Raw genomic sequence first — 6,410 nt, forward strand, 5'->3', positions numbered from 1 at the left:
GCCCGGTTACATTCCGAACCCGGAAGCTAAGCCTCACAGCGCCGATGGTACTGCAGGGGGGACCCTGTGGGAGAGTAGGACGCCGCCGAACAAATCTTGAATAAGAGAGCTGTGGGCTCTGGAGGGTTATTCCTCCGGGGCCCACAGCTCTTTTTTGCGTTCCGGAACTTCCGGGCCTTGCTGAAGGGCCCTGTCATTTTCGGCCCCTGCCACTTTCGACCGCGCAGAACCCGAGGACCAGTGACGTCGAGTGCGCACGACTCCTCCCGCTCGGCGCGGTGCGGCCTGCGACTCCTGTACGACGGCTCAGAGGCGGCCTGCCGCCTTCAGGGCCAGATAGGCGTCCGCCAGCGCGGGGGCCAGGGTGTCGGGGGTCGCGTCGACGACGGTCACACCGTGACGGCCCAGGCGCTCGGCCGTCCGTCGCCGTTCCTCCTGGGCCTGCGCCGCCGCAGCGGCCTCGTACACCGCGTCCACCGTCCCCCGGGCCTTCGCCATGGCCGCGATGTGCGGGTCCGCCACGGCGGCCAGCAGAACGGTGTGGCGTCGGGTCAGCTGGGGGAGGAGCGGGAGCAGGCCCTCCTCGATCGGTGCCGCGTCCAGGCCCGTCAGCAGCACGATCAGCGAGCGGCGCGGTGCGCAGCGCAACGCGGTCGCGGTCAGGCCCCGGGCGTCCGTCTCGACGAGTTCCGGCTCCAGGGTGGCCATGGCGTTCACCAGGGCCGGCAGCAGCTTTCCGCCGGTCTTGCCCTGCACGAGGGCGCGGACCCGACGGTCGTGGGCGAGCAGGTCGACGCGGTCACCCGCGCGGGACGCGAGGGCGGCGAGGAGCAGCGCCGCGTCCATGGAGGCGTCCAGGCGGGGGGCGTCGCCCACGCGGCCCGCCGAGGTGCGTCCGGTGTCGAGGACCAGCAGGATGTGGCGGTCGCGTTCGGGACGCCAGGTGCGGACCGCGACGGAGGAGTGCCGGGCGGTCGCCCGCCAGTCGATGGAGCGGGTGTCGTCACCGGGGACGTACTCGCGGAGGCTGTCGAACTCGGTGCCCTCACCGCGGGTCAGCACACTGGTGCGGCCGTCCAGTTCGCGTAGTCGGGCCAGTTTGGACGGCAGGTGCTTGCGGCTGTGGAACGGCGGCAGTACCCGTACCGTCCAGGGCACTTCGTGGGAGCCCTGACGGGTGAACAGGCCCAGGGGGCCGTACGAGCGGATGGTGACGCGGTCGGCCCGGCGGTCGCTTCGGCGGGTGGGGAGCAACCGGGTGGTGACGCGGCGGCGTTCGCCGGGCGGCACGGTGAGCCGGTGCCGGGACGCGTCGGTTTCGGTGCCCGGTCGCCAGGTGCTCGGGGGCCAGGCGTCGCGGAGCCGGGCGCGCAGCGGGCGTCCGCTGGGGTTGGTGACGGTCAGGGTGACCTCCGCGGGGTCGCCGAGGCGTACGGAGGTGTCCCCGGAGCGCGTCAGCCCCAGGCGGCGCACCGGGGCGGCGAGCGCGAAGTCGCAGGCGCAGGCGAGCGCCAGCGGGGTGTTGACGGCGAGGACGCCCGTCCAGCTCGGGTCCCAGAGGCCGACGGGCAGGGTGCCGATGGCCGCCAGGAGGGCGGCGCGTCCGGTGAAGGCCATGGGTCCTCGGTTCAGCGGGGTACGGGGACGTGGGCGAGGATCGAGGTGATGACGGAGTCCGCGGTCACGCCCTCCATCTCCGCTTCGGGACGCAGCTGCACCCGGTGCCGCAGGGTGGGCAGCGCCAGTGCCTTCACGTCGTCGGGGGTGACGTAGTCGCGGCCGGTGAGCCAGGCCCAGGCGCGGGCCGTCGACAGGAGGGCCGTGGCGCCGCGGGGGGAGGCCCCGAGGGTCAGGGACGGCGAGTCGCGGGTGGCGCGGCAGATGTCGACGACGTAGGCCGCGATCTCCGGGGAGACGGAGGTCTTGGCGACGGCGTCACGGGCGGATTCCAGCGCGGCGGCGTCGGCGACGGGGCGTACGCCGGCGGCGTGCAGGTCGCGGGGGTTGAAGCCGGCGGCGTGGCGGCGCAGGACGTCGATCTCGTCCTGCCGTTCGGGCAGCGGGACCGTCAGTTTCAGTAGGAAGCGGTCCAGTTGGGCCTCGGGCAGCGGGTAGGTGCCCTCGTACTCGACGGGGTTCTGGGTCGCGGCGACGAGGAACGGGTCCGGGAGGGGGCGCGGGGTGCCGTCGACGGTGACCTGGCGTTCCTCCATGGCTTCGAGGAGGGCCGACTGGGTCTTCGGCGGGGTGCGGTTGATCTCGTCGGCGAGGAGGAGGTGCGTGAAGACGGGGCCGGGCTGGAAGGAGAACTCGGTGCTGCGGGCGTCGTAGACGAGGGAGCCGGTGATGTCGCTCGGCATCAGGTCGGGGGTGAACTGGACGCGTTTGGTGTCGAGTTCCAGGGATGCGGCGAGCGCCCGGACGAGGAGGGTCTTGGCGACGCCGGGGACGCCTTCGAGGAGGACGTGGCCGCGGCACAGCAGGGCGACGACCAGGCCGGTGACGGCGGAGTCCTGACCGACCACGGCCTTGGCGATCTCGGTGCGCAGGGCCTCCAGGGAGGCTCGGGCGTCGCGGGGATCTCCGGTGGTACCGGCGTTGTCAGTGGTCGGGTCCATCATGAAGTGCGTACCTCTCTTTCGAGGGCGTCGAGTTGGTCGGCGAGCTTGAGGAGGGCCGCGTCGTCGCCCGGGGGCGGCCCGAAGAGCAGGGTGTGCAGGTCGGGTGCGGTCGGTCCGGTGCGGGCGGACAGCGCGGGGAGCAGGGATGCGGGGGTGTGCGCGAGGGTGGGCGGGACGCCGAGGAGGGGGGCGAGGCGGCTGCGGGTGGCGGACCGGAGGGCGGCCGAGGCGCGGTCGCGGGCGTTGGCCTTGCGGTAGAGGCGGGCGCGGCCTTCGGCGGTTTCGGAGGCCCGGATCGCGACGGGCAGGCGTTCGGGGACGAGGGGGCCGAGTCGGCGTGCCCGCCACAGGGCGACGAGGGCCATGGCGATGCCCAGTTGGAGGGTGGCCCAGCGCCAGCCGGACGGGACGAGGTCGGTGAAGCTGCGGTCGCCGGCTCCGAGGGCGTCGTCGGAGAGCGTGGGGAGGTACCAGACCAGGTGGGGTCGGGAGCCGAGGAGTTGCAGGGCGAGGGAGGCGTTGCCGTGTTCGTCGAGCCGCTCGTTGTGGAGGAGGTCGGGGGCGCCGATGACGACGGTGTCCCCGTTCCGTTCGCCGGGCGTCCCGTCGGTGGGTTCCGTGGTCCGGTCGTTCGGTGCGGTGCTCGGGAGGTTGATCAGGGTGGGCAGGCCGTCGCTCGGGTAGCAGGTCCGGGCGTCGGGGGCGGTGACGCGGTAGCGGTGGCCGCCGGTGTCGGCGTTGCCCGCGCGATCGGCGGCGGGCAGTGCGCACTCCGGGTCGAGGGTCCGGTCGATGCTGGGGGAGACGTCGACGGTGACGCCGGGTGCGAGGACGCTGGCGGAGGGGCCGGGGGCGACCAGGAGGGTGCGTCCGCCGGAGTGTTCGGTGGCGGTGCGCAGGCGCTGCTGCTGGGCTTCGCCGAGCAGGTCGGGGCCGGCCACCAGCAGGGTGGTGTCGGGGCCGGTGGCGGCGACGGCCTCGTCGGTGGTGGTGACGACCCGGGTGTCGACGCCCCGGTCGGCGAGGAGTTCGGCGACGGCGAGGCTGCCGAGGGGTTCGGCGGAGCGGGGGTCGAGCTGTCCGCGTTGGGCGCCGGAGCGCACCAGGGCGATGGTGACGGCGGCGACGAGGAGGACCGCCAGACCGATCAGCAGTCCGCGGGAGCCGGTCCACACCTGGCGGACGGTCAGGGAAGCAGAGGTGGACGGGGTGGCCGGGGGCGTGGTCCGGGTCACGCGGCGCCCCCTCGGGTCCGGTCGGCGTCGGGGCCGGCGGGGGCCGCGCCTGCGAGGACGGGTCGGGTGCGCTGGAGTTCGGTGTCGAGTTCCGCGAGCCGTGCGTACCCGGCGCCGTCGGTGGTGCGTCCGCCGTACGTCACGTCGTCGAAGGAGCGGGCGGCGTCCCGTAGCCGGTCGGCGTGGGCGGGCAGCGGGCGGCCCGCCTCGGCGGCGGCCTCGTCGGCGGTGCGACCGGGCCGGGCGTCGAGCAGCGCCCGTTCCTCCAGGGAGCGGACCACGGCGCGCATCCGTTCCTGGAGGGCCGGGTTCCAGTCGCCGCGGGTGGCGTGGGCCTCGGCGGCGGCCCGGTGTTCGGCGGCGCTGCGCGGCACCTCGCCGAAGAGGGGCGCCGAGGTGACGGGCGTACGGGTGGGGGAGCCCAGGCGCCACCACAGGGCGGCGACGAGCGCGACGACGAAGAGCAGCAGGACGACCAGTCCGGCGGCGCCGCCGGGGGTGGCCCCGGGAGCGGCGCTGAACAGGTCGTCGATCCAGTCGAGGAACGCGTCCAGGGCCCGTTGGAACAGGCTCGGGGCGTGTTCCTGGTACACGGGCCTGGACAGTTCGTCCTCGGCGGCTTCCCGTGCGGGGTCGCGCGGGATCGTCAGCGGTGGTGCGTCGTCGCCGGCGAGCAGGCCCCGCCGTGCGCCCACCGGTGGCGTGGTGGTGAGCGTTCCCCCCGTCGCGCCCACGGGCGTCAGTGCCCCGGGGCGGGGCCGCCGGTGGCGGTGCCCTGGTCGGGTACGCCCGCCGCGCGTGCCAGTTCGAGGTCGAGGCCCTCGCGGCGGATGCGCTGGTCGATGTAGAGGAGCACGGTGATGCCGGCGGTGACGGGGAACGTCAACGTGGAGGCGACGACCGCGCCCACCCCGCTGATGATGAGGAACGTCCAGCTGCCGCCGGTGGTGCTGAGGAGCCCGGACGCGCCGCCGCCGTCGACGATCGCGGCGATGACGGTGAACGGGATGGCGATGATCGAGGCGAGGATGTTCGCCAGGACGCCCGCGAGGAGGGTGATGCCGAAGATCCGCCACCAGGCGCCGTGCACCAGCTTCAACGAGCGGCCCATCGACTTGCCGAGGCCCTGCTTCTCCAGCATGAGGGCGGGCGAGGCGAGCGACAGGCGGATCATCATCCAGATGGCGACGCCGAGCGCGGCGAGACCGCCGAGGACGGCGAACACCACTCCGTTGCCGCCGTTGACGGAGACGAGGATGCCGGGCGTCACCCCGATGCCGACGATGCCGACGGGGATCACCAGCAGCAGCAGCGTCAGCCCGAAGAGGCGGGGCAGCTGGGGCCGGGCGTCCGCCCACGCTTCGGCGGTGGACACCGGCTTGCCGAGCACCGCGCGGCTGGTGACCATCGTCAGCAGGGCGGTGGCGAAGATGGTGCCGAGCAGGGTGATCACGAGTATCGCGCCCAGGCTGGCGAAGACGCCCACCAGGGCCTCGCCGACCTCCTCGACGGAGGCGCTGGAGTCGTCCAGGGCGGTCGTGTCTATCTCGTTGAGGAGGTACCCCTGAGCCAGGACGGCCACGACCTGGGTGACCACGGAGACGGTCAGTGCGATGCCGAGGACCGTGCGCCAGTAGGTGCGCATGGTGGAGACGGTGCCGTCGAGGAGTTCGCCGACGCCGAGCGGGCGCAGCGGGATCACCCCGGGCTTCACGAAGTGCGGGCGCCCCTGCCAGCCCCAACCGGGGCCCGGCTGGCCCGGTGCTCCCCAGCCGGGGCCGCCGCCCGGTCCGGGGCCGCCCCAGCCCGGGCCCGCGGGACCCTGGCCGCCCCAGCCGGGGGCGCCGCCGGGCTGCTGACCCTGCGGCGGCGGGGTCTGGGTCGGACCGCCCTGGCCGGCGCTCGGAGCGGACCAGTCGCTGGCGGGCGGCTGCTCCTTCGACCACTTCGAGGCAGGACCCGCTGCGTCCGTCGGACCGTCCGCGGGCTCGCCGGGGCGCCCGGCGCCGCGGTCGTCGCCGTCGGAGGAGGCGGATCCGGGCGAGGCCCAGCCCGGAGTGTCGTTCATCGTCGCTCCTTGTTCGTCGCGGTCCGCGGGTGCGGGGGCGGTGAAGCAGCCATCGTGCCACGACGGGCTGCCGGGTGGACCGGGCGGACCGGGTGGACCGGACGCCCTGTGACCGGTAGACCTTCACTGTCGGACGGGGAAGGGACGGACTGGGCGGATGGCCGATCAGCACGGGCCGCGGAACGGGGACGTCCGCGGCGGCGCGAGGCGGCCGTCCGGCCGACGGTTCGGTGACGGACGCGGTGGGGAGCTATCCGCTCACGGCGTTCGTACGGTGCCCGTGGGCGCCGTTCCCCGAGCGGTGCCCCCCGCACCACCAGGAGCCGCCCCGGCACGCCGTACGGGGCCGTTCCCGGAGCGGGAGCAGCGGTCCGTCCCGTACGGTGCCCGAGATCCGGGCGCCGCACCGGATGGCGGGGGCGCACCGCGAACGAACGACGGGCGACGGGGTGCGGGGCTGCGGTCCGGGCCCGTCGTCCCTCGTTC

The 6,410-nt window shown here is 74.4% G+C and carries 5 protein-coding genes and 1 rRNA gene; 1 reads left to right on the plus strand and 5 read right to left on the minus strand.

What is annotated here, in order from left to right; all coding sequences use genetic code 11:
- Window positions 1-91, plus strand: a 5S ribosomal RNA gene (gene rrf / locus ACFWIA_RS34840); the annotation flags it as partial.
- Window positions 92-306: 215 nt separating this feature from the next.
- On the opposite strand, the gene ACFWIA_RS34845 is transcribed toward rrf, so the two are convergent.
- The 5 genes from ACFWIA_RS34845 to ACFWIA_RS34865 are packed head-to-tail and all read right to left on the minus strand — an operon-like array spanning window position 307 to window position 5,924.
- Complete coding sequence (locus ACFWIA_RS34845) at window positions 307-1,617, minus strand: DUF58 domain-containing protein (RefSeq protein ID WP_387011286.1); 1,311 nt, start codon at window positions 1,615-1,617, stop codon at window positions 307-309.
- An 11-nt stretch (window positions 1,618-1,628) separates the two neighbouring features.
- Window positions 1,629-2,618, minus strand: coding sequence for an AAA family ATPase (locus ACFWIA_RS34850; protein WP_387011287.1), 990 nt, complete (start codon window positions 2,616-2,618; stop codon window positions 1,629-1,631).
- Window positions 2,618-3,856, minus strand: a complete 1,239-nt coding sequence (locus tag ACFWIA_RS34855) for a DUF4350 domain-containing protein (RefSeq protein ID WP_387011288.1) — start codon at window positions 3,854-3,856, stop codon at window positions 2,618-2,620. Before ACFWIA_RS34855 ends, ACFWIA_RS34850 begins: the two co-directional genes overlap by 1 nt.
- On the minus strand, window positions 3,853-4,590 hold the full coding sequence (locus ACFWIA_RS34860; RefSeq protein ID WP_387011289.1) for a DUF4129 domain-containing protein: 738 nt from the start codon (window positions 4,588-4,590) through the stop codon (window positions 3,853-3,855). Before ACFWIA_RS34860 ends, ACFWIA_RS34855 begins: the two co-directional genes overlap by 4 nt.
- A 5-nt stretch (window positions 4,591-4,595) precedes the next feature.
- Window positions 4,596-5,924 carry a hypothetical protein gene (locus tag ACFWIA_RS34865; protein WP_387011290.1) on the minus strand — a complete coding sequence of 443 codons (1,329 nt, stop codon included), beginning with the start codon at window positions 5,922-5,924 and terminating at the stop codon, window positions 4,596-4,598.
- Window positions 5,925-6,410: the final 486 nt, after the last annotated feature.

This window comes from Streptomyces sp. NPDC127068, from assembly GCF_042724695.1.
GTDB lineage: Bacteria > Actinomycetota > Actinomycetes > Streptomycetales > Streptomycetaceae > Streptomyces.

Bases quoted from the DNA above. Each gene is read 5' to 3' on its own strand.
- ACFWIA_RS34845 (WP_387011286.1), bottom strand. From the start codon at position 1,617: ATGGCCTTCACCGGACGCGCCGCCCTCCTGGCGGCCATCGGCACCCTG.
- ACFWIA_RS34850 (WP_387011287.1), bottom strand. From the start codon at position 2,618: ATGGACCCGACCACTGACAACGCCGGTACCACCGGAGATCCCCGCGAC.
- ACFWIA_RS34865 (WP_387011290.1), bottom strand. From the start codon at position 5,924: ATGAACGACACTCCGGGCTGGGCCTCGCCCGGATCCGCCTCCTCCGAC.